The following is a 21,403-nucleotide window of genomic DNA, read 5'->3' as shown; positions in this document are numbered from 1 at the left end:
GACGGGCACCCCTTTTGTGAACTCCATGATGCGCGAGTGCGATGGTTTCCGTATAGTGGACTTCAGAATCCAGGATGCGAAAGGATCCTCTTCAATGACGAAAGACACTTCAGACGCTTCTATCCGGGTCACCCGAGCGCCGCTCATCGAGGGCGCCGATGACATTCTCAGCGCCGAGGCGCTGGATTTCGTCGCCAGCCTGCACCGTGCCTTCGACGAGCGCCGCCACGAGCTGCTGACCGCGCGCACCGAGCGTCGCGACAAGATCGCCGCAGGCGGCACTCTCGACTTCCTCCCCAAAACTGTAGAAGTCCGCGCCGCCGATTGGCAGGTCGCGCCCGCGCCGACTGCGCTTCACGACCGCCGCGTCGAGATCACCGGCCCTGCCGCTCCGCCGAAGATGGCCATCAACGCCCTGAACTCGCAGGCGAAGGTATGGCTCGCCGACCTCGAGGATGCGGCTGGTCCCACCTGGGAGAACGTCGTCGCCGGAATCCAGAACCTGCGCGATGCCGCCCGCGGCACCCTCTCGTACACCTCGCCGGCCGGCAAAGCCTACGCACTTCGCACCGACGTTCAGCGCCCGACCGTCGTCACTCGCCCTCGCGGTCTGCACCTCGCTGAGCGTCATGTCATCGTCGATGGCCGAGAGGCATCCGGCGCGCTCGTCGACTTCGGCCTGCACTTCTTCCACACCGCTCGCCAGCTCATCGCCAACGGCCACGGTCCTTACTACTACCTGCCCAAGCTCGAGAGCCATCGCGAAGCCCGGTTGTGGAACGACATCTTCATCCACGCGCAGGATACCCTCAGCATCCCCCACGGAACGATCCGCGCGACCGTCCTCATCGAGACGATCCCCGCGGCGTTCGAGATGGACGAGATCCTCTACGAACTGCGTGACCACGCTTCCGGCCTCAATGCCGGGCGGTGGGACTACCTCTTCAGCCTGATCAAGGTGTTCCGCGACCGGGGCGTGGAGTTCGTCATTCCGGATCGCGCCGATGTCGCGATGACGGCTCCGTTCATGCGCGCGTACACCGAGTTGCTCGTGCAGACCTGTCACCGCCGTGGTGCGTTCGCGATCGGCGGCATGGCAGCGTTCGTCCCCAACCGCCACGACCCGGAGGCCACCGCGGCCGCCTTCGACAAGGTCCGCGCGGACAAGAGTCGCGAGGCGGGCGACGGCTTCGACGGATCGTGGGTTGCGCACCCCGACCTCGTGCCGATCTGCCGGGAGGTGTTCGATGCCGTGCTCGGCGACCGCCCGAACCAGATCGACCGGCAGCGTCCGGAAGTCTCGATCACTGCCGCGGACCTCCTGGATGTGGCATCGGCTCCCGGCCGCGTCACTGAGGCGGGGCTGCGCAACAACCTCGCCGTGGCGGTGCAGTACGTGGCGGTGTGGCTGTCGGGGAACGGCGCCGTCGCGATCAACAACCTCATGGAAGATGCCGCGACCGCCGAGATCTCGCGCTCGCAGGTGTGGCAGCAGCTGCGCAACAGCGTCGTGCTCGCCGACACCGGCAACACTGTCACCCCCGAGCTCGTCGAGCGCGTGCTCGCCGAAGAGGTCGCGGCGCTGCGCGAGAGTGTGGATGCGGCGACTTTCGTCGCCTACTACGCACCCGCTGCCGCACTCATCGCACGCCTGTGCCTCGATGAGGAGTACGTCGACTTCCTCACGCTCCCCGCATACGATCTGATCGTGGAGCCGGATGCTGACACTGAGGTCGCTGCGTGAGCGCGGCGCTGACCGACGCCGATCGCGCGGGGATCGCGTCCCGCCTGGCCGGCACCGACGAGCTGCTCGAGCGCGCGTACCCCGGCGACGACGGATCGCGGCAGCCGGTGCACACCGTGTACGTGCCCGCCGACACGTTCACTCCTGATCTCGCGGCTCGGTGGGGTGAGGCGGCGCTCGCCGCGGCATCCTCCGCAGGTGGGCTGGAGACACTCGCCGAGCGCGTGGGCATTCGCGACGACGTGATCGCGTCGGTCGCTTCGCGCGTCGCCGCGAAACTCGAGAGCGAACCGATCGAGGACCTGCGTCTCGACTTCGAGGACGGATACGGCGACCGCGGTGCGACAGAGGATCAGGATGCCGCGGCCGCAGCCGAGCGCGTTCATGAGGCCGTCACCGCGGGGACGGCTCCGCCCTTCATCGGCATCCGATTCAAGTGCTTCGAACAGTCCACGCGCGAGCGTGGGCTGCGCACACTCGACCTGTTCCTCGGAACGCTGATGGACCTGGGTGGACTGCCGGACGGGCTCGCCCTGACGCTGCCGAAGGTGTCGACCGTTGCGCAGGTCGAGGCGATGGCCGAGGTCGCCTCGCTCCTCGAGCGGGCGCATGGGCTGGATGCCGGACGCATCCGCTTCGAGGTGCAGGTCGAGACGCCGCAGCTGGTGCTCGGTGCTGAGGGGTTCTCGCCGTTGGCGCAGCTGCCACTCGCGGCTCCCGGACGCATCACGAGCCTGCACTACGGCACGTACGACTACAGCGCCTCGCTCGGTATCGCCGCCGCGTACCAGTCGATGGAGCATCCGGCAGCCGATCTCGCCAAACAGGTCATGCAGCTGACGGTGGCCGGCACCGGCATCCGCCTCTCGGACGGGTCGACGAACATCCTCCCCATCGGCGACAGCGCCGACGAGGCGTGGGCGCTGCACGCACGCCTGGTGCGCCGGTCGCTCGAGCGCGGGTTCTTCCAGGGGTGGGACCTGCACGCGCACCAGCTGCCCACTCGCTACCTGGCCACCTACGCGTTCTACCGCGAGGGGTTCGAGGCTGCCGCTGCACGTCTGTACGCCTACCTCTCGAAGACGCCCGGTGCGGTGCTCGACGAGCCCGCGACTGCCCGCGCGCTGGCGTGGTTCGTGCTGCGCGGCGTGCAGTGCGGAGCGATCGGTGAGGACGAGCTCCTCGTGACGGTGGGGATCGACGTTCCGGCGCTGACTGTGCTCGCGCATCCGCGGCTTGCTGCCTGACTATAGACATGGAGAGCTGATGAGCTATTACACACCGACCGGCGGACTGCCCGGCCAGCACGAGTTGCTGACCGACCGCGCCATCGTCAAAGAGGCGTACACCGTGATTCCGAAGGGCGTGCTGCGCGACATCGTCACGAGCAACCTGCCCGGATTCACCGGCACGCGCTCGTGGATCATCGCACGCCCGATCGCGGGATTCGCCACGACATTCTCGCAGCTGATCGTGGAGATCGCGCCCGGCGGCGGCTCCTCGCGGCCGGAACCCGAAGCGGGTGTCGAGGGAGTGCTCTTCGTCACCTCCGGAGAGCTGACGCTGACGCTCGCGGGGGAGCGGCACATGCTCGAGGCGGGGGGCTACGCGTTCCTCGCACCGGACGAGCAGTGGTCGTTGCGCAACGAAGGGTCGGCGCCGGTCGGGTTCCACTGGGTGCGCAAGGCCTACGAGAAGGTCGATGGCATCGAGGCCCCGGCATCCTTCGTCACGAGTGACCAGGAGGTCGCGCCTCGCCCGATGCCCGACACCGACGATGCCTGGGCGACGACCCGGTTCGTCGACCCTGACGACCTCGCGCACGACATGCACGTGAACATCGTGACCTTCCAGCCGGGAGGGTCGATCCCGTTCGCCGAGACGCACGTGATGGAGCACGGGCTCTTCGTGCTCGAGGGCAAGGCCGTCTATCGCCTCAACGACGACTGGGTCGAGGTGGAGGCGGGCGATTTCATGTGGCTGCGCGCGTTCTGTCCGCAGGCCTGCTATGCCGGCGGGCCAGGACCGTTCCGGTACCTGCTGTACAAGGACGTGAATCGGCAGGTCCGGCTGACCTGAGTTGCCCTGCCCGCCGCGCTTCGCCCCCCGCCCGCCGCGCCATTTCGCTATGCCAGAACGTTTTCGCGGGTTCGATGGCGCCTGGACCGAGGAAAATCTTCCCGCATCGGGTGTGCGCGGGCGTAAGCGGGCGTAAGCCGTGGCGTGACACGGACTCGAGGGTCGCGTGACGCAGCGCGAAGGGACTCAACGGCCGCGCTATGGCACCGCGAAGAGCGGTGAGACGAAGCGGCTCAGCCGCGCCGCGCGGCGATCGCGCGACGGATGCTGGTGATCAGCAGTTCCTTCGCTTCGAGGTCGGCTTGGGTGAGGCGGATGACGACCCATCCCTCGCTCTCGAGGTAGCGCTGTCGCTGGATGTCTGTGCGCCACTGCTTCTTGTCTGTGCGGTGGCCGTCGCCCTCGTATTCGATCGCGATCTTCCACTCCGGGTATGCGAGGTCGGTGCGGCCGAGCAGCTGCCCGTACGCCCAGACCTCATGTTGCACGACGGGCTCTGGCAGCCCGTTCTCGATGAGCAGCAGCCGGGTTTCGGTCTCCTTCGGAGATTCGACGAGCTCGCGCGCATGCGGCAAGGCGGCGCGGATCTTTCCGCTGCCAGGGAACCGTCCCCATTCCTGAAGCCGACCAGCTATCTCTTCGAGCGAGGCCAGCGGCCTCCCGGGCCCCAAATCCGGATAGTTGGATGCTGTCGTCAGCAGCGCGTCGATGATGATGATCGCTTCTGGAACGGTCAGATCCGCAGCACATGTGAACAGCGCGGCAACCGGATCGATGACGGGCCGTCCCTTGAGGATGCGGGTCTTCGCGCGGTCTTCGCGCAGGCGCCGTCCCCGCACACCCGCGGTCTTCGGTGCGGCATGCGATGACGGCACGATGATGTCGAGCGGCTCCGTCGGCTTCCACAGTGTCGGCACGGGAAGTCCCCAGTCACGAGCTGCCGTCATGCCCCCGAAGCGCTGACCGGGCCTGAGGCGAGGTTCGTAGCAGCGCACGAAGTCCTCGAAGGTCTCGGGTTTCTCGAGTGAGCGAACGCCCCGGAACGGCCGGTGCAGATCGGGGGTGCTGCACCGGCCGGGGCGGATGCCGACGGCTTCCGCGCTGCGCACGGAGAACCGATCACCCAAGCGGAGGGGAAGGGGAACTCTGTGTCGCATCCCACGATGTTGACGCACTTGCGCGCCGTGGCATCCCGGAAATCCGCGGCCTGTGCACAACTCGCGGCGCCGGCCGATCTGTGCAGAACAGGTCGCCCCCGAAGCGATGGGAGAAGGGTTTCGCGCATTCCGACTGGTGCGTAGCCGCGAAATCCTTCCGGCATCCGGTACAAGGCGCGAAAACCTTCCCGCATCCGAACCGTTGACACTCTCGCAAACGTCTCTTACACTTTCATCTAGTAGAAATCATCTTCCGCATTACGGAATAACGCAAAGAAGCCCAACGGACGAAGGAGTCGTCGATGACTTACACCGTGAACTGCTCGATCCTCTTGACCGAGCTGCCGCTGCTCGAGCGGCCCGCAGCTGCGAAGACGGCCGGTTTCGACGCCGTCGAGTTCTGGTGGCCGTTCTCGACGTCAGTGCCGCTCGACTCCGAGGTCGACGCGTTCATCGGTGCGATCCGCAACGCGGGCGTGCAGCTGAGCGGCCTCAACTTCAACGCCGGCGACATGCCGGGTGGCGATCGCGGTCTCGTCTCCTGGCCCGCTCGCGGCAAGGAGTTCCGCGACAACCTCGCCGTCGTCGCCGCGATCGGCGAGGCACTCGGCACGAAGGGATTCAACGCCCTCTACGGCAACCGCATCGACGGGGTCGACCCGCAGGCTCAGGATGCCGTCGCCGTCGAGAACCTCGCCGCAGCTGCCGCCGCGGTGGCACCGATCGGCGGCACCGTGCTGGTCGAGCCGGTCAGCGGCGCCGACCGCTACCCGCTGCGCACTGCGGCACAGGCGCTCGACGTCATCGAGCACGTCCGCACCTGCACAGGCGACGGAAACCTCGCGCTCCTCGCCGACTTCTACCACCTCGCGGTGAACGGCGATGACGTCGCGGCCGTCATCGAGGAGCACGCCTCGAGCTTCGGACACATCCAGATCGCTGATAATCCCGGTCGCGGCGCCCCCGGCACCGGCGAGCTGCCGCTGGGCGATTGGATCGCCCGCAGCCGCGAGCTCGGCTACACCGGCTACATCGGCTTGGAGTACAAGGCGCCGATCGAAACGGCCTTCGACACGATCCTCGCAGCGCACGTCCGCTGACAGCCCGCGAACCACGAACCCCACGAACTCAAGGAGCATCATGACCAGCATCGCCGTCATCGGCCTCGGCATCATGGGCCTGCCCATGGCCAAGAACCTCATCTCCGCCGGACACGACGTCACCGGCTACAACCTCACGCAGGATCGCATCGACGAGCTCGTCACAGCGGGCGGCAAGGGCGCCACCAGCATCCCGGATGCCGTGAAGGCCGCCGACGTCATCATCACGATGGTCCCCGACTCCCCTGATGTCGCAGCGGCCCTCCGTGGCGACGAGGGGATCCTCGCCGGTGCCAAGCAGGGTGCACTGTGGATCGATGCATCCAGCATCCGCCCTGACGTGGCCAAAGAGCTCGCCGAAGAGGCACAGGCCGCGGGGCTGCGCACCGTCGATGCTCCGGTGTCGGGCGGCGAGCAGGGTGCGATCGACGCCGTGCTGTCGATCATGGTCGGCGGCTCGGACGACGACTTCGCCGCGGCTCTGCCGTATCTCGACGCAGTCGGCAAGACGATCGTGCACGTCGGCCCCTCCGGTGCAGGGCAGACCGTGAAGGCCGCCAACCAGCTCATCGTCGCCGTGAATATCCAGGCACTCGCCGAGGCGATCATCTTCCTCGAGGCGTACGGTGTCGACACGGATGCTGCGCTCAAGGTCCTCGGCGGCGGTCTCGCCGGCTCCAAGGTCCTCGACCAGAAGGGTCAGAAGATGCTCGATCGCGACTTCGGCCCCGGCTTCCGCCTCGCCCTGCACAACAAGGACATGGGCATCATCACCGCCGCCGCCCGCCAGGCCGGGATCACCATCCCGCTCGGCGCGCACGTGGCACAGCTCGTCGGCTCGACCGTCCAGCAGGGCGACGGCGGCCTCGATCATTCCGGTCTGTTCAAGCTGACCGCAGCCTTCTCCGGTCGCGAATAAGCAACCCGGGCACCGAACCTAGGAGAACGAAATGACTCGCATGCGCGCGGTGGACGCCGCCGTGGCCATCCTGGAGAAGGAGGGCGCCACGGAGGCGTTCGGCCTGCCAGGGGCCGCCATCAACCCCTTCTATTCCGCGATGCGCGCCCACGGCGGCATCCGGCATACGCTTGCCCGTCACGTCGAGGGCGCATCCCACATGGCCGACGGCTACACCCGCGCGGCCGATGGCAACATCGGCATCTGCATCGGCACCTCCGGCCCCGCCGGCACCGACATGATCACGGGACTCTACGCTGCGTGGGCCGACTCGCTGCCGATCCTCTGCATCACCGGGCAGGCGCCGGTCGCGAAGCTGCACAAAGAGGACTTCCAGGCGGTCGACATCCAGACGATCGCTACGCCGGTCACCAAGATGGCGATGACTGTTCTCGAAGCCGCCCAGGTTCCCGGCGCCTTCCAGAAAGCGTTCCAGCTGATGCGCTCAGGTCGCCCCGGTCCCGTGCTGCTCGACCTCCCGATCGACGTGCAGATGACCGAGATCGAGTTCGATATCGACACGTACGAGCCGCTGCCCGTTGCGAAGCCAGCGGCATCCCGCCGTCAGGCAGAGAAAGCGATCGACATGCTCACCGCGAGCGCGCACCCGGTGCTGATCGCCGGTGGCGGCATCATCAACGCCGGCGCATCGGAGCGCCTCGTGGAGTTGGCCGAAACGCTCGGCGTCCCCGTCATCCCGACCCTGATGGGCTGGGGTGCGATCAGCGACGCGCACGAGCTGAACGCCGGCATGGCGGGTCTGCAGACCGCGCACCGCTACGGCAACCAGACTCTGCTGGCCAGCGACTTCGTGCTCGGCATCGGCAACCGCTGGGCCAACCGGCACACCGGCAGCATCGACAAGTACACCGAGAACCGCACTTTCGTGCATGTCGACATCGAGCCGACCCAGATCGGACGCGTCTTCGCACCCGACCTCGGGATCGTGTCGGATGCCGGCGAGGCCATCGACGCATTCCTCGAGATCGCCCGAGAGCGCCGCGCCGCCGGCACCCTGCCGGACTACTCTGAGTGGGCTCGGCAGTGCCAGGAGCGCAAGGGCACCCTGCTGCGCAAGACCCACTTCGACCAGGTGCCGATCAAGCCGCAGCGCGTCTACGAGGAGATGAATCGCGCCTTCGGCGAGGACGTCACCTATGTCACGACGATCGGCCTCTCGCAGATCGCCGGCGCACAGCTGCTGCACGTGTTCGGTCCGCGCAAGTGGATCAACGCAGCCCAGGCCGGCCCGCTCGGCTGGACGGGTCCGGCAGCCCTCGGCGTCGTTCGAGGCAAGCCGGGAGAACTGGTCGTGGCTCTGTCGGGTGACTACGACTTCCAGTTCATGATTGAGGAGCTCGCCGTGGGGGCACAGCACAAGCTGCCCTACGTGCACGTCGTGGTCAACAACAGCTACTTGGGGCTGATCCGTCAGTCTCAGCGCGGGTTCGAGATGGACTTCGAAGTGTCGCTGGCGTTTGACAACATCAACTCGCCCGAGACCCAGGGATATGGTGTTGACCATGTCAAGGTCGCCGAAGGGCTGGGCTGCAAGGCGATTCGAGTGGAGCGCCCGGAGGACATGGGTGCGGCATTCGCCGAGGCGCAGTCGCTGATGGATGAGCACCAGGTTCCCGTCGTGGTGGAAGTCATCCTCGAGCGCGTCACGAACATCGCCATGGGCACAGAGCTCGACAACGTCAACGAGTTCGAGGAGCTCGCGATCATCCCGGACGACGCGCCGACCTCGATCCGAGCACTGGTGCAGGTCTGACATGCGCATCGTCGTCGCCTCCGACAAGTTCAAAGGGTCGCTGACCGCGCCTGAGGTCGCCGCCGCGGTGGCCTCGGGTGCGCGCCGGATCGACCCTGCGATCGACGTTCTCGAGATCCCCGTCGCCGATGGCGGCGAGGGGACCGTGGATGCCGCGATCGCGGCGGGCTTCGAGGAGCGACGTGCGTACGTGACCGGCCCGACCGGTGAGCAGGTCGTCGCTCGCTATGCGGTTCGCAGTGACGAGGCGGTCGTGGAGATGGCACAGGCATCCGGTCTCGACCTTCTTCCGGGCGGACGAAAGGATGCCACGGGCGCGACCAGTCTCGGCACGGGCGAGCTCGTGCGAGCGGCGTTGGATGCCGGCAGTCGCCGCATCGTCCTGGGTATTGGCGGAAGCGCGTCGACCGATGGCGGCGCGGGTCTGCTGCAAGGCCTCGGCGCACGACTGCTCGATGGTGCAGGTATCGAGCTGCCGCTGGGCGGCGGAGCCCTCGCCGCGCTGAAGACCGTCGACCTGTCGGGCTTGGACCCGCGCCTCTCTGGCGCTGAACTCGTCCTCGCGAGCGACGTCGACAACCCGTTGCTCGGGGAGAGCGGCGCCGCCGCCGTGTTCGGCCCGCAGAAGGGCGCGAGCGCCGATGACGTCGAGTCACTCGACCGGGCGCTCGAGCATTTCGTCGAAGTGCTCGGCCGCTCCGGCGGGGGGTTGAAGGTCCCGGCCGTCGAAGCCTCCGAACGCAAGGGCGCTGGCGCCGCCGGCGGTGTCGGATTCGCGGCCATCGCGCTCGGCGCAGAGCGCAGGGCGGGCATCGATGTTGTCCTTGAGCTCACGCGTCTCGCCGAGCGCCTCGAGGGCGCCGACCTCGTCATCACCGGTGAGGGCAGTCTCGACGAGCAGAGCCTCATGGGCAAGACGCCGATCGGCGTCGCGCGTGCGGCCCAGGCCGCCGGCATCCCGGTGCACGTCGTCTGCGGTCGATCCGCACTGGATGCTGCGCAGATCGGGGCCGCCGGGTTCTCCGGCGTGCACGCTCTCGCCGACCTTGAACCCGACTCCGAGCGCAGCATGGCTGACGCCGGCCGCCTGCTCGAGCAGGTCGCCGCACGTCTGCTCGGCGGCGCCGCGATCGCCGGTTCGCTGGACGGCATCCAGAGTCGCTGCGAACTCATCATCCGTGGCCGCGCGCTGATCGACGGCGAATTCCGCGACGCGCAGATCGGCGTGCGCGACGGACGGATCATCTTCATCGCGGGAGCGGACGAGAAGCTGGATGCCGCACAGATCGTCGAGCTCGCACACGACGAAGTACTCATTCCAGGCCTCGTCGACACGCATGTGCACGTCAACGAGCCCGGCCGCACCGAGTGGGAGGGCTTCGAGTCCGCCACCAGGGCCGCGGCCGCGGGCGGTGTGACGACGATCGTGGACATGCCGCTCAACAGCATCCCGCCGACGGTCACGGTCGAGGCGCTGAACATCAAGCGTGCCGCAGCGCAAGACCGCGTCTTCGTCGACGTCGGATTCTGGGGCGGCGTGGTCCCAGGGAACCTCGATGACCTGCCGGGCCTGCACGCGGCCGGCGTCTTCGGGTTCAAGTGCTTTCTGCTGCCGTCGGGAGTCGACGAGTTCCCCGAGGTCTCGATCTACGAGATGCGGCGGGCGATGGCATCGATCGCTCAGCTCGGGTCGTTGCTCGTGGTGCACGCAGAGGATGCCCACATCATCGAGGAGTCCGTGCAGCCCGGAGGGCGCGAGTACGGAGACTTCCTCGCATCCCGTCCGCGATCGGCGGAGGATGCCGCGATCTCCGAGGTCATCCGCGGAGCCATCGACACCGGCGCCCGCGCGCATATCCTGCACCTCTCGAACGGCGACTCGATCGGACGTCTCTCCGTGGCCAAGGCCGAGGGCGTCGACATCACGGTCGAGACCTGCCCGCATTACCTGACCCTCGCCGCCGAGGATATCCCGGCCGGAGCGACGGCGTACAAATGCTGCCCGCCGATCCGAGAAGACGACAACCGCGACGAGCTGTGGCACGGACTCCTTGACGGCACGATCGACTACGTCGTCTCAGACCACTCGCCCTCGACGCCCGAGATGAAGTACGCCGGTGACGGCGATTTCTCGGTCGCGTGGGGCGGGATCGCCTCGCTCCAACTCGGCCTGCCGCTGATGTGGACCGAGGGCCGCCGCCGCGGTGTGCGCCTCGCCCGGATCGTCGAGCTGATGTCGTCATCCCCCGCAGACCGCATCGGGCTCGCCGGCAAAGGACGCATCGCGGTGGGCGCGGCAGCCGACTTCGCCGTCTTCGCACCGGAGGAGACCTTCGCTGTGGATGCCACCTCTCTCGCCCACCGGCATCCCGTAACCCCCTACGACGGCCGTGAGCTGACCGGGGTGGTGCGCGCCACGTACCTCGCCGGTCGCCTCATCGACCAGGACCAGCCCCGCGGCCGGCTGCTGCGCCTCCCGCGGATCGAGATCGGAGCACCCGCATGATCAACACGTCCGAAGAACTCGAGGTGGGTCAGCCCGCCCCCGACTTCGCCCTTCCGGATGCCGCAGGCAACACGGTGCGGCTGTCGGATCTGCGCGGCGGACCGGTGATCGTCTACTTCTATCCGGCGGCATTCACTCCGGGCTGCACGACCGAGGCGTGCGATTTCCGTGACAACCTGGCGTCGCTTCAGGGCGCCGGATACACAGTGCTCGGCGTCTCGCCCGATCCTGCCTCGAAGCTCGCGCAGTTCGCTGATGCCGAGCAGCTCGCGTTTCCGCTGCTCGCCGACGAGGACGCCGAAGTCGCGAAGGTCTGGGGTGCGTGGGGTCAGAAGACCGTGAACGGCCGCACCTTCGACGGACTCATCCGCTCGACAGCTGTCGTCGACGCCGACGGGCGCGTGAGCGCGGTCGAGTACAACGTCGACCCGAACGGTCACGTCGCGCGGCTGCGCGCGGCACTGGGCATCCAGGGCACGAGAGGCAGCTGAGAGTGATGGAGCTTGCAGAGTTCAACACGGCGGATCGCGAGGCGGCGATCGCGGTGCTGCGTCCCTGCGTCGATGTGACGCGGTGGTGCGAGGGCATCGTCGATCAACGTCCTTTCGCGTCGATCGACGCGCTCGTGTCATCCGCAGCGGAGGTGGCGTCGCCGTTCCGCAGCGATGAGGTCGAGGCCGCACTCGCCCACCACCCGCGCATCGGCGAACGCGCCGACGGCGACTCGCGCGAAGCGTCGATGTCGCGATCCGAGCAGGCTGGCGTTGACCCGGCGGATGTCGCGGTGCAGCAGGCTCTGCGAGAAGGAAATCACGCCTACGAGGAGCGTTTCGGCCGCGTTTTCCTTATCCGTGCGGCTGGGCGCTCGGCCGCGGAGATCCTCACGACGCTTCGGACCCGTCTCACACACACCGGCGACGAGGAAGAGCGCGTCGTCGCCGGGCAGCTGCGCGAGATCGCGCTGCTCCGATTGAAAGGAGTCATCACCGCATGACTGTCTCCCACATCACTACGCATGTGCTCGACGCCGTGCAGGGGGTTCCCGCTCCCGGCATCGAAGTGCAACTGTTCGCCGAGAAGGCAGGCCAGTGGTCGGTCATCGCCGAGGCGGTGACCGATGCCGACGGCCGTGCGAAGCGGCTCGGCCCCGAGCGGCTCGACGCAGGCATCTACCGGTTGCGTTTCGACACCGGTGCGTACTTCGCTGCCAGTGACACCCCGACCTTTTTCCCTGAGGCTCTGCTCACGTTCCTCGTCGATGAGGAACGGCCGCACTACCACGTGCCGCTTCTGCTGAGCCCGTTCGCCTATTCCACTTACCGAGGAAGTTGAGTACCGCACATGTCTGACACCCTGATCGCCCCTGCTCCGACTGAGGCAGGCACCGGAACCACGGCATCGAGCCGCATCGTCCTTGGCCCTAACCAGTACGGCAAGGCCGAGGTGCGCCTCGTCAAGATCACCCGCGACAGCCCCCGGCACGAGATCGAGGACCTCAACGTGACCTCGCAGCTGCGCGGCGATTTCGAGGCCGTGCACCTCGAGGGCGACAACGGCCACTGCGTCGCCACGGACACGCAGAAGAACACCATCTACGCGCTCGCCCGCGAGGGGATCGGATCGCCCGAGAAGTTCCTGCTGCGACTGTCAGATCACTTCATCGGCTCGTTCGACTGGGTCAAGGGCGGCCGCTGGGCTGCCGAGAGCTACGACTGGAACCGCATCGAGGTCGACGGTCGCGAGCACGATCACTCGTTCGTGCGCAGCAATCAGGAGGTGCGCACCGCGCTCGTCGTCGGCGTCGGCGACGAGCGCCACATCGTGTCAGGACTCAAGGACCTCACGGTGCTCAAGAGCACCGAGTCCGGCTTCCAGGGGTACCCGAAGGACCCTTACACAACTCTGCCCGAGACCAGTGACCGCATCATGTCGACCGACATCGCTGCGCGCTGGCGCTTCACCGAAGGCGCGCGCGACGTCGATTTCAATGCGGTGTACGAAGACGTCAAGCGGATTCTGCTCGCCGAGTTCGCGGCGCGTTACTCGGCTGCGCTTCAGGCCACGCTCTTCGACATGGGTCGCGCGGTGCTCGAGGGTCACCCTGAGATCGCAGAGATCCGCATGTCGATGCCGAACAAGCATCACTTCATCGTGGACCTCGCACCCTTCGGGCTCGACAACCCGAATGAGGTCTTCTTCGCCGCGGACCGCCCCTACGGGCTCATCGAGGCATCCGTGACGCGCGAGGACGAGGCTCCCGCCGAGCACATCTGGGAGGCCGTCTCGCCGCTCTGCTGAGCGCGGGCGTCGCGCGCGGCGCCTCATGCGGATGGGAGAAGGATCTCACGGGTTCAGCGGTTGTTCCACCCGGGAAATCCTTCTCCCATCGCTGCGCTCACGAACGCACGGGCTACGCGCCGGTGCAGTACCGCAGCTCGACGTCGGAGTGCACGTTGACGTCGCCCGGCGCCGCGGACATCGACGACACAGTCGCCGGGTTCGTGGCCGGGCAGTCCGCCGACTCCGTCTTGATCGCGTTCAGTCCGAGCTCTTCGAGCTTCGCGACGGCGGCATCCACTGTCCACCCCGTCACATCCGGAAGGGTGACCCGCCCGCTAGCGACGACGAGATTCACGACGGTCTTGGGGGCGACTTTGGCGCCCTCCTTCACGTTCGTGACCTCGAGGACGGTGTCGGCCTGACTTGCCGGATCATTCCGCGGAGTCACACTGCCGAGCTCCAGACCGACGTCGGTGAGCGCCTGCTTGGCCGCGGCCTGGGAGAGGCCTACGAGAGACGGCACCTCGACGGTTTCGGCTCCGGTGGACACGTACAGCGTCACCCGCTGGCCGATCTTCACAGACTGTCCCGCTACCGGGTCGGTGCGGATCACGTTGTCCTGCGTGACGTCGGCACTCGACTCGTAGACGATCGCCGACTGCAGATCCAGATCGAGCAGCTCATCCTGCGCGCGCTCGTACGACACATCGACGAGGTCGGGCACGAGCCTGGCGTCTGCAGGTGCCTGTTCGCCGCGCGGCATCATCAGCACCCACAGCAGGACCGAGACGAGCAGGACTGCCAGCAGCGCGACACCCGCCCAGATCCACGCCACGGGCGGACCGGACTGCGTGCGCGTCATCGTCGTATCGGTGCTGAGCTGCCGCAGCGAGCGGGCCGTCTCCTGGGCCTGGCGCGGGCTCGGGCCGTAGAGCTCGCTGGTGAGAGCTCCGAGTTCCTTCTTGGTCGGCGCCTTGCCCGACATGGCTGAGTCGAGCGCGAGACGGAAGCTCGCGGCATCCGGGTACCGCTGGTAAGGATCCTTCGCCAGCGCACGCAGCACGATCGGATCGAGTGCTCGCGGTGCATCCTCATTGACCTCGGTCGGCGGCAGGGGTGCTTCGCTCACGTGCTGGTACGCGACAGCGACCGGGGACTCGCCGCGGAACGGCTGACGGCCGGTGAGCAGTTCGTAGAGCACCACGCCTGTCGAGTACACATCGGTCCTGGCATCCACCGGCTCGCCCTTGGCCTGCTCAGGCGAGAAGTATGCGGCTGTTCCTAGGATCTGCGTCGTCTCGGCCACTGTCGACGACGAATCCGACACCGCGCGTGCGATGCCGAAGTCCATGACCTTGACCTGGCCCCTGTCGGTGACCATGACGTTGCCGGGCTTGATGTCGCGATGGACGACTCCGGCGCGGTGCGAGTAGTCGAGCGCTTCGAGGATGCCGTCGACGTACCTGATCGCGTCGTCGGCGGGGACGGGGCCCTCGGCGATGATGTCTTTCAGAAGCCGACCGCTGACGAGCTCCATGATGATGTACGGCTCGCTGGCAGCGCCCGCGCTGCCGGAGGTCGACGGGTCTCCCGCATCGAAAACGCGCACGATCGACGGATGCGACATGCGTGAAGCAGCCTGCGCCTCCATCCGAAAGCGCGTGCGGAACGCGGTATCGCGGGCGAGATCCGGGTCGAGGATCTTGATGGCGACGTCGCGCCCGAGCGTCATGTCGTAGCCGCGATAGACCTTCGCCATTCCGCCATGGCCGATGAGTTCACCAACGCGGTATCGCTCAGCGATGATGCGCGACTCTTCAGACACAGTGCTTTCCCCCTGGAATGACGATGGTGTGGACTACGTAAAGGTAAGGTCAGCCCGCGTCTTCTTCGTTACCGCCATTGTCGGGAGTGGGCTGACCCGGGGTGATGGTGACCGACATCTGCGGGGAGACACCCGACTCGCGCTGGTCAGCGCCGCCGCCGGAGCACAGTGCGGTGTACGTTGCCGTGGCCTGTAGCCCTGCGCCGCCGAGCGTGATGTCCGCGCTGCGGGTGCCTGGGTCGAAGGTGCGCGCGGTGCTGCCATCGGTGAAGGTCGCGTTCGTGATGCTCACCTTGTAGCCGCTGAGATTTCCCGTGCCGCTCGGGCAGGTGAAGTTCGTCCAGTTCAGCGTCACAGTTGTGCCCGTGATGGGGTCGCCCGTGATGGTCGGAGCGTTCTGCGGTGCGCCGATCTGCACACGGTCTGCGAAGAGCGTGAGCGTGATGGATGCACCCTGCTCGAGGTCACCGCGCGGGTTCACCGACTCGACAGTGCCGACCTTGTCGTCGGAGGGAGCTGCCGTCGAACCGGTCTGGCACACTGGCGCGAGCCCAGCCGCAGTGGCCTTCGCGATGGCATCGTCACAGCTGAGACCCACCAGGCCCAGTGCGTCGACGCTGACGCGCGTCGCCTCGGGCGTGGGTGTGTTCGTCGTCGGCTTCGCCGACGGTTTCGCGCTCGTGGCCGGCGCGGAAGTGGACGTCTGATCGGCGTCAGGGCTGCCAGGGTTCAGAAGCGCGAAGAGCGTTCCGCCCAGCACGAGCACCAGCAGTACGATCAACGCGATCAACGGCCAGGTCCACGCGCTGCGCTTCTTCTTGCCGTCCTCTTCAGCGACCTCATCGGTGGGCACCTGAGCGGTCGTCGGCAGGATGCGCGTGGCGCCGTCGTCTCCGGTTGTGAGAAGACGCGTGGCGTCATCGCCGGCGACTCCGCCGGTTGCGATGGCGGGAACCGCGATCGCGGCGGAGTTCAGGTCGCCACGGCGCAGGGCCTGCGCAGCACGTGCGACGGTCGCAGCCGATGACGGCCGGTCGGCCGGCTTCTTCGCGATCATCGCCATGACGAGGTTCTGCACGGGGATCGGCACGGTCGGCGGCAGCGGCGGAGGCTGCTCATTGATCTGCGCCATCGCGATCGCGACCTGCGACTCACCCGTGAAGGGACGCTTGCCTGCGAGGCATTCGTACGCGACGATTCCCAGCGAGTACGTGTCGGTCGCGGGGGATGCCGGATGACCCGATGCCTGCTCGGGGGAGAGGTACTGCACCGTTCCCATGACCTGACCAGTGGCCGTCAGCGGCACCTGGTCGGCGATGCGGGCGATGCCGAAGTCAGTGATCTTGACGCGGCCGTCCGGGGTGATCAGCAGGTTTCCCGGCTTGATGTCGCGGTGCACGAGGCCTGCGGCGTGCGCCGCCTGCAATGCCGATGCCGTCTGAGCGACGATGTCGAGCGTCTTGTCGGCGCTCAGTGAGCCATCGCGCTCGATGATCGTGGAGAGGGCCTCGCCCGGAACGAGCTCCATGACGAGGAAGGCGCTGCCGTTCTCCTCGCCGTAGTCGAACACACTCGCGATGCCCTCGTGGTTGACGAGAGCGGCGTGCCTGGCTTCGGCGCGGAAGCGCTCGAGGAAGCCAGGATCCCCCATGTACTCGTCCTTGAGGATCTTGATGGCGACGGTTCGCCCGATGACATGGTCGGTCGCTTCCCAGACCTCACCCATGCCACCGATCGCAATACGCGACTGGAGCTCGTATCGACCACCGAACGACACACCCTGCGTCGGCCTCATCTGTTAAGCACCGCCTCAATGATCTTCTTCGCGATCGGGGCGGCGAGCGTGTCACCGGATCCCGACTGTCCCATACCGCCGCCGTTCTGGACGACGACCGCCACTGCAACCTGCGGATCGTCCGCAGGTGCAAAGCCGGTGAACCATAACGTGTATGGCTCATCGCCGTCGTTCTCGGCCGTTCCCGTCTTACCGGCAACGTCGATTCCGTCTATTCTTGCACCTTGTGCCGCGCCATCCCTGACGCTTGCCACCATGGATTTCGTGACATCGTCCGCAACATCAGCCTCAGTCGCACGGCCGAACTCCTCGTTCGGGTATTCGCGCACCGTCGAGAGGTCGTTGCCGATCACGGCATCCACCAGCTGGGGTTTCATCACCACTCCGTCGTTGGCGAGCCCTGCAGAGATCATCGCGACCTGAAGGGCGGTGGCGGTGACCTTACCCTGACCGAAACCGGTCAGGGCCGTCTGCGCATCGTCGAGCACGCGCGGGTAGCTGGAGGCTGCCGTCGTCAGCGGCGTCTCGAACTCCTGATTGAAGCCGAACTTCTCAGCCATCTTGAAGATCTCCTGGCTGCCGAGTTCGACTGCCAGCTCTGCCATCGGGATGTTGCAGCTGAGCTTGACCGCATCGGCGATCGTCACGGTCGGTCCATCGCCGCACGTGCCGCCCCAGGCGTTCGACACCTGTGCGGTGGAGCCGGGGAGGGTGTATCGGGCCGGGTTCGGGAGGGTCGACTCTGGCGTCCACTCTCCGGTGGCGTACGCGGCAGCGGCGACGAGGACCTTGAAGGTCGATCCGGGAGGGCTGGTCTGGTTCGTCGCGGCGTTGATGAGCGGATTCGGCTTGAGCTCGTCGAGGGCGTTGTACGCCGCATCGGCCTCGTTCGCACTGTGGACGGCGATCTGGTTCGCGTCGTAGCCAGGAGTGGAGACCATCGCCAGGACTCGACCAGTGGCCGGTTCTATCGCGACGGCCGCGCCTTCCAGTTCGCCGAACGCTTCATACGCGGCGCGCTGAGCGGCGGCATCCAGGGTCAGTTCGACGCTGAAGCCGGTCTGTGGCTGACCCGAGACGATGCGTTCGATCTCGGAGAGGAACGCGCCGGCGCCGGTGCCCGAGAGTTCGGCGTTCAACGCGCGCTCGATCCCGGTAGACGACTGCAGCGCGGGGTTGAAGTAACCGGTCACATCCGACCACATCGGCGAATCGGCGTACACGCGCTGATACTGGAACTCGTCGTTCGTCGGCACTGAGGTCGCGATCGGCATGCCATCGACGATGATCGACCCGCGCTGGATCTCGTAGCTGTCCAGCAGTGACCGCGTGTTGCGCTCGGACTGCGCGAGGCTGTCGGCCTGCACGACCTGGATCCAGCTGGTCGCCACGAACAGCGAGAGGAACATGAACAGCATCACGATGCTGAGCCGGCGCATTTCTTTCGTCATCAGCCGATCACCACCCGAGGCTGGCGGCGCACGCCGTCGGAGATGCGCAGCAGCAGAGCGACGATCAGCCAGTTGGCGACCAATGACGATCCACCGGCGGCCAGGAACGGCGTTGTGAGGCCGGTGAGCGGGATGACGCGGGTGACGCCGCCGACCATGATGAACACCTGCAGGGCGATCGTGAACGACAGGCCGGTTGCGAGGAGCTTGCCGAAGTCATCCTGCCCTGCGACACCGATGCGCAGACCGCGGCTGACGAAGACCATGTACAGGCAGAGAATGGCGAACAGCCCGATGAGTCCGAGCTCTTCGCCGAGGCTCGGGATGATGTAGTCGCTCTGCGCCAGCGGCGTGATCTGCGGGCGGCCCTGGCCGAGGCCGGTGCCGATGAGACCACCGTGCGCGAGGCCGAAGATGCCCTGCACGAGCTGGAAGCTGCCGCCCTGTGCGTCGATGATCTCGGGATTGAAAGCATCCAGCCAGTTCGTGAAACGCCCCTGCACGTAGGCGAGGATCTGCGTGGCGACCAGCACTCCGGCCGCGACCATCGCGAGACCGATGAGCACCCAGCTGGTCTTGCCGGTGGCGACGTAGAGCATCGCGATGAAGAGGCCGAAGATGAGCATGCCGGTGCCGAGGTCGCGCTGGGACACGATGATTCCGAGCGAGAGGACCCAGACGACGATGACCGGGCCGAGCTCGCGCATCCGCGGCCAGGTGATCCCGAGGAATCGCTTGCCGACGGACGTCAGGCTCTCACGGGTGCGCACGAGGTAGCCCGCGAAGAAGATCGCAAGGCAGATCTTGGCGATCTCGCCGGGCTGGAACGCGAACATCCCGCCGATCGAGACCCAGACGTCGGCGTTCGCGCCAGTGGCCCCCAGGCCCGGGACGAACGGCAATAGCAGCAGCAGGATGCCGGCAAGGCCGAACAGGTAGGTGTACCGGAACAGGATCCGGTAGTTGCGCAGCACGATGACGACGACGATGGCCCCAGCCAGCGAAATCGCCGTCCAGGCGAGCTGCTTGGTCGAGTATGCCGTCCAGCCGGTGTAGTTCTTGGCGATGTCGATGCGGTAGATCATCGCGATGCCGAGACCGGTGAGGAGCGTCGCGATGGGCACAACGAACGGGTCAGCATCAGATGCGACGAACCGCAGCACGATGTGCAATGCGAAGACGAGCACCGCGAGGCCGCCGCCGATGAAGAGGATGAACGGGTCGATGAAGCCGAGCGCGCCCAGCTGCACCAGCGCGAGGGCTGCACCGCTGATGGCGCAGGCGAACAGCAGGAGCCAGAACTCACGGTTGCGCTGAGTCTGGGGCAGTCGCATCCGCTTGAGCGCTTTGACGACAGCGGTATCGGCGACGACGTCGGTGGTCATCCGATCACCTCGACATCCGTTTCGTGCGCAGCGCCCTGCGGAGTCGACGTCGGCACCGGCGTCGGGGCCAGAGGTGGAGGCGTGGGAGTGGGCGTCGACGAGATCTCGCCGGTGACCGCCTCTTCACCCGCGCGCAGACGGTCGACGATCGCCTGCGCGTCAGAAAGCGAGCGGGCATTGATCGTGCGCTCGACAGACGCGCGTTGGTACGGCGGGAGGTTCGCGAGCAGGATGCCGGTGTCTTCGATCTCGGTGGAGAGCGAGATCGGTCCGATGTTCTGCTGCACGCCCTGGAAGATCACGACGCTGTCTTCATCGGCACCCACGAAGTAGCGGGTCTGCGTCCAGTTGTAGGCGAGGAAGCCGCCGCCCGCGAGAGCGAGCACGACGATGACGAGGGCAGCGATCCATCCGGCTCGGCGACGTTTCGCGCGCCGGCGATCTTCTTCGATGAGCTCTTCGAGGTAGTCGGCGGCCGGTTCGAAGTGCGAAGGATCGTTCGCGGCCTGACGGACCGGATGCAGCCAGCTGGTGCGGACCGCGCGCGCCGGCGGGATGAGGACGCCCGAGGGGGTGGACGCGGCACCGACGATGGTCGGCGTGCCGGAGGAGAGCGGGTGGTGACCACCGGTCTCCACGATCACGATGGTGACGTTGTCTGGTGCACCGCCGTCGAGAGCCTGCTTGAGCAGGTTGTCGGCCGTGCGTCCCGGCGTGAGGTCCAGACGCATCGCCTTGAGGATGTGTGCTTCGTCGACGACGCCGGAGAGCCCGTCCGAGCAGAGCAGCCAGCGGTCGCCGGGGAGCGTCGGCATGACGAAGAGGTCGAGCTCGGGGTCGTTGTCCATGTCACTGAGCACGCGCATGAGCACCGAGCGGCGGGGATGGTACCTGGCTTCTTCTGGAGTGATGCGTCCGGAATCGACGAGGCGCTGCACGAAGGTGTGGTCGGCGGTGATCTGCGTCAGCTCGTCGTCGCGGTAGAGGTAGATGCGCGAATCGCCGATGTGACCGATGACGGCGTGGTCGTCGACCATGACGATCGCGCTGACCGTGGTGCCCAGGCCCGCGAGCTCTGGCCGCTCTTTCGCCGCGCGGATGAGGTCGCCCGCCGCGGTGGTGACTGAGGCCTGGAGCTCGGCCTGCGCGTCATCGGTCGATGCGAATGCCTGATCGAGCTGCTCGAGCTGGTGGATGGCGATGCTGGACGCCACGTCTCCACCGGCGTGACCGCCCATGCCGTCGGCGACCACGAAGAGGTTCGCACCGGCATAACCGGAGTCCTGGTTGTTGGACCGGACCTTCCCGGTGTGGGAGATCGCGGATGCGGATCCTTCGAAGACCATGCC

17 protein-coding genes are annotated in these 21,403 nt (G+C 66.8%); 11 read left to right on the top strand and 6 right to left on the bottom strand.

What is annotated here, in order from left to right:
• Positions 1-94 precede the first annotated feature (94 nt).
• The 3 genes from aceB to ACTU6U_RS13790 are packed head-to-tail and all read left to right on the top strand — an operon-like array spanning position 95 to position 3,823.
• Positions 95-1,744, top strand: a complete 1,650-nt coding sequence (gene aceB / locus ACTU6U_RS13800) for a malate synthase A (protein WP_443469689.1) — start codon at positions 95-97, stop codon at positions 1,742-1,744.
• Positions 1,741-2,991 (top strand): DUF6986 family protein, encoded by a 1,251-nt coding sequence (locus ACTU6U_RS13795; protein WP_443469688.1) that lies wholly within the window; start codon positions 1,741-1,743, stop codon positions 2,989-2,991. The genes aceB and ACTU6U_RS13795 overlap by 4 nt, the downstream gene beginning before the upstream one ends.
• Positions 2,992-3,007: 16 nt before the next feature.
• Entirely contained in the window at positions 3,008-3,823 is an 816-nt protein-coding gene (locus tag ACTU6U_RS13790; RefSeq protein WP_443469769.1) for a bifunctional allantoicase/(S)-ureidoglycine aminohydrolase, read from the top strand.
• Positions 3,824-4,056: 233 nt separating this feature from the next.
• Here the strand turns inward: ACTU6U_RS13790 and ACTU6U_RS13785 are convergent, their stop codons facing one another.
• Entirely contained in the window at positions 4,057-4,950 is an 894-nt protein-coding gene (locus ACTU6U_RS13785) for an endonuclease domain-containing protein (protein WP_443469687.1), read from the bottom strand.
• A gap of 332 nt (positions 4,951-5,282) precedes the next feature.
• On the opposite strand from ACTU6U_RS13785, the gene ACTU6U_RS13780 reads away from it, so the two are divergent.
• From ACTU6U_RS13780 to pucL, 8 genes are read left to right on the top strand one after another with little or no spacing between them, the layout of a single operon-like run.
• Entirely contained in the window at positions 5,283-6,080 is a 798-nt protein-coding gene (locus tag ACTU6U_RS13780; RefSeq protein WP_443469686.1) for a hydroxypyruvate isomerase family protein, read from the top strand.
• Between the two features lie 40 nt (positions 6,081-6,120).
• Complete coding sequence (locus ACTU6U_RS13775) at positions 6,121-6,999, top strand: 2-hydroxy-3-oxopropionate reductase (protein ID WP_443469685.1); 879 nt, start codon at positions 6,121-6,123, stop codon at positions 6,997-6,999.
• Positions 7,000-7,030: 31 nt separating this feature from the next.
• Complete coding sequence (gcl, locus tag ACTU6U_RS13770; RefSeq protein ID WP_443469684.1) at positions 7,031-8,812, top strand: glyoxylate carboligase; 1,782 nt, start codon at positions 7,031-7,033, stop codon at positions 8,810-8,812.
• 1 nt (position 8,813) lies between these two features.
• A complete protein-coding gene (gene allB, locus ACTU6U_RS13765; protein ID WP_443469683.1) occupies positions 8,814-11,318 on the top strand; it encodes an allantoinase AllB in 2,505 nt (834 codons plus the stop codon).
• Entirely contained in the window at positions 11,315-11,809 is a 495-nt protein-coding gene (gene bcp, locus ACTU6U_RS13760; RefSeq protein WP_443469682.1) for a thioredoxin-dependent thiol peroxidase, read from the top strand. Before allB ends, bcp begins: the two co-directional genes overlap by 4 nt.
• 5 nt (positions 11,810-11,814) lie before the next feature.
• Positions 11,815-12,312, top strand: a complete 498-nt coding sequence (uraD, locus tag ACTU6U_RS13755) for a 2-oxo-4-hydroxy-4-carboxy-5-ureidoimidazoline decarboxylase (protein ID WP_443469768.1) — start codon at positions 11,815-11,817, stop codon at positions 12,310-12,312.
• Positions 12,309-12,650 carry a hydroxyisourate hydrolase gene (gene uraH / locus ACTU6U_RS13750; protein ID WP_443469681.1) on the top strand — a complete coding sequence of 114 codons (342 nt, stop codon included), beginning with the start codon at positions 12,309-12,311 and terminating at the stop codon, positions 12,648-12,650. The genes uraD and uraH overlap by 4 nt, the downstream gene beginning before the upstream one ends.
• 9 nt (positions 12,651-12,659) lie before the next feature.
• On the top strand, positions 12,660-13,616 hold the full coding sequence (gene pucL, locus ACTU6U_RS13745; RefSeq protein WP_443469680.1) for a factor-independent urate hydroxylase: 957 nt from the start codon (positions 12,660-12,662) through the stop codon (positions 13,614-13,616).
• Positions 13,617-13,728: 112 nt separating this feature from the next.
• Here the strand turns inward: pucL and pknB are convergent, their stop codons facing one another.
• The 5 genes from pknB to ACTU6U_RS13720 are packed head-to-tail and all read right to left on the bottom strand — an operon-like array spanning position 13,729 to position 21,400.
• The gene (gene pknB / locus ACTU6U_RS13740) at positions 13,729-15,423 is read right to left on the bottom strand and encodes a Stk1 family PASTA domain-containing Ser/Thr kinase (protein WP_443469679.1); all 1,695 of its coding nucleotides are present in this window, start codon (positions 15,421-15,423) and stop codon (positions 13,729-13,731) included.
• Between the two features lie 49 nt (positions 15,424-15,472).
• On the bottom strand, positions 15,473-17,218 hold the full coding sequence (locus ACTU6U_RS13735; protein WP_443469678.1) for a serine/threonine protein kinase: 1,746 nt from the start codon (positions 17,216-17,218) through the stop codon (positions 15,473-15,475).
• Entirely contained in the window at positions 17,215-18,669 is a 1,455-nt protein-coding gene (locus ACTU6U_RS13730; protein ID WP_443469677.1) for a penicillin-binding transpeptidase domain-containing protein, read from the bottom strand. The genes ACTU6U_RS13735 and ACTU6U_RS13730 overlap by 4 nt, the downstream gene beginning before the upstream one ends.
• The gene (locus ACTU6U_RS13725; RefSeq protein WP_443469676.1) at positions 18,669-20,054 is read right to left on the bottom strand and encodes an FtsW/RodA/SpoVE family cell cycle protein; all 1,386 of its coding nucleotides are present in this window, start codon (positions 20,052-20,054) and stop codon (positions 18,669-18,671) included. The genes ACTU6U_RS13730 and ACTU6U_RS13725 overlap by 1 nt, the downstream gene beginning before the upstream one ends.
• Entirely contained in the window at positions 20,051-21,400 is a 1,350-nt protein-coding gene (locus ACTU6U_RS13720; protein ID WP_443469675.1) for a PP2C family protein-serine/threonine phosphatase, read from the bottom strand. Before ACTU6U_RS13720 ends, ACTU6U_RS13725 begins: the two co-directional genes overlap by 4 nt.
• Positions 21,401-21,403 lie beyond the last annotated feature (3 nt).

The organism is Microbacterium zouquanmingi (assembly GCF_052266695.1).
Classification (GTDB): Bacteria; Actinomycetota; Actinomycetes; order Actinomycetales; family Microbacteriaceae; genus Microbacterium.
This window is presented reverse-complemented; position numbering and strand designations above follow the sequence as displayed.

Excerpts from the sequence above, each read along its gene's own strand:
- aceB (WP_443469689.1), top strand. The coding sequence starts at position 95 with ATGACGAAAGACACTTCAGACGCTTCTATCCGGGTCACCCGAGCGCCG.
- ACTU6U_RS13780 (WP_443469686.1), top strand. The coding sequence starts at position 5,283 with ATGACTTACACCGTGAACTGCTCGATCCTCTTGACCGAGCTGCCGCTG.
- ACTU6U_RS13775 (WP_443469685.1), top strand. The coding sequence starts at position 6,121 with ATGACCAGCATCGCCGTCATCGGCCTCGGCATCATGGGCCTGCCCATG.
- gcl (WP_443469684.1), top strand. The coding sequence starts at position 7,031 with ATGACTCGCATGCGCGCGGTGGACGCCGCCGTGGCCATCCTGGAGAAG.
- allB (WP_443469683.1), top strand. The coding sequence starts at position 8,814 with ATGCGCATCGTCGTCGCCTCCGACAAGTTCAAAGGGTCGCTGACCGCG.
- bcp (WP_443469682.1), top strand. The coding sequence starts at position 11,315 with ATGATCAACACGTCCGAAGAACTCGAGGTGGGTCAGCCCGCCCCCGAC.
- uraD (WP_443469768.1), top strand. The coding sequence starts at position 11,815 with ATGGAGCTTGCAGAGTTCAACACGGCGGATCGCGAGGCGGCGATCGCG.
- uraH (WP_443469681.1), top strand. The coding sequence starts at position 12,309 with ATGACTGTCTCCCACATCACTACGCATGTGCTCGACGCCGTGCAGGGG.
- pucL (WP_443469680.1), top strand. The coding sequence starts at position 12,660 with ATGTCTGACACCCTGATCGCCCCTGCTCCGACTGAGGCAGGCACCGGA.
- ACTU6U_RS13735 (WP_443469678.1), bottom strand. The coding sequence starts at position 17,218 with ATGAGGCCGACGCAGGGTGTGTCGTTCGGTGGTCGATACGAGCTCCAG.
- ACTU6U_RS13730 (WP_443469677.1), bottom strand. The coding sequence starts at position 18,669 with ATGACGAAAGAAATGCGCCGGCTCAGCATCGTGATGCTGTTCATGTTC.
- ACTU6U_RS13725 (WP_443469676.1), bottom strand. The coding sequence starts at position 20,054 with ATGACCACCGACGTCGTCGCCGATACCGCTGTCGTCAAAGCGCTCAAG.
- ACTU6U_RS13720 (WP_443469675.1), bottom strand. The coding sequence starts at position 21,400 with ATGGTCTTCGAAGGATCCGCATCCGCGATCTCCCACACCGGGAAGGTC.